Origin of the sequence: Okeania sp. SIO2C9 (assembly GCF_010672455.1) — a bacterium.
Lineage (GTDB): Bacteria > Cyanobacteriota > Cyanobacteriia > Cyanobacteriales > Microcoleaceae > Okeania.
This window is the reverse complement of the sequence record NZ_JAAHGO010000314.1, coordinates 1-1012: the sequence shown is the minus strand read 5'-3', so window position 1 is coordinate 1012 and position 1012 is coordinate 1. Positions and strand designations below refer to the sequence as shown.

At 46.0% G+C, this 1012-nt stretch carries 1 protein-coding gene; it reads right to left on the bottom strand.

The genetic code is table 11. The features are described 5' to 3' along the window. Positions 1-58: 58 nt before the first annotated feature. A complete protein-coding gene (locus F6K23_RS41300; RefSeq protein WP_293167111.1) occupies positions 59-952 on the bottom strand; it encodes a hypothetical protein in 894 nt (297 codons plus the stop codon). Between the last annotated feature and the right edge of the window lie 60 nt (positions 953-1012).

Sequence of the window (1012 nt, the reverse complement as noted above, 5' to 3'; positions counted from 1 at the left end):
TCCTGTTATTAACCAATAAAGTCGAACCAGCCACTTTTTCATGGTTTCACCTCATCAACTAGGTTGCTTCGCTAGGGAGTTGGGAGTGTGCTTCGCTGTCGCGAACTAAAGAGTGTTCCCTTATTCCTTTCCCGATTCCCGATTCCCGACTCCCGCACCTGAAGGGTGCTTCAACAGCATTTACCTCAAGTAAAGTAGGAACACTCCGGCGATTTCCCATTGACTGCAATCGCTCAACTAGCTTCATCGAAATACCCGCTTTCCTTGCTGCTTCAGATACTTCAGTGCCAGAGCGCAAAAAGCTAATAAAATTCTCTAAACGTCTATTGAGTGGAGAATCGCGATTCAAAAAGTTTTGGGCTAATGCTCTTTGCACTCCCCGCTCAATGGCATTAATTAGAAATAAATCAGGAGCCTCTGTGACTCTAACAAGTTCAACAACTGAAAAAGAGGTTTCAGGAGCCTGCACAATCTCAAACAGATATAACTGCCGTCCTTGTGAAGAGCGCGTAACTACCGTCAACAGCGTACTATCTGTCTTGGACAAACCAGGAATATCCAGCTGATTGATGCGGCGTAGGTGCAAAATAGTCGCCCCATTTTGCTCACATTCCCTTTCACCCAACCCTGAAAGGCAACCGTCAACATCCAAGGTGACAAAGGAGGGGTTGTCCAACCAAACTTTTTCAATCACTTCACCCGTGGGAATAAAGCTGATATTTACCCCATGCCCTGGCGCTAGTTCAATGGAAATGGGCTGGTCTTGGGGTGCAGATGTGGAATTTGACTGTGGTATTGTTACCCGTCGAACGTTACTGCTTAACAAAAAGGGTGTAGGGTTTGGATCATTCTCCCCACACCCCTTTAATGGCTCTGCCAGCGCGGGGTGATTAAACAGGCTACTTAAAGCTGTTAAACTCGTAAAACCAAGGACAAAAATTAACCCTTTCATCGTTGCTTCTGCTCACAGTTCAAACGATTGATTGACAAACACCTGCACAGAGTCACCGGA

What these genes read in the sequence shown, in the direction of transcription:
- F6K23_RS41300 (WP_293167111.1), bottom strand. Translation starts at nt 952, where the DNA reads ATGAAAGGGTTAATTTTTGTCCTTGGTTTTACGAGTTTAACAGCTTTA.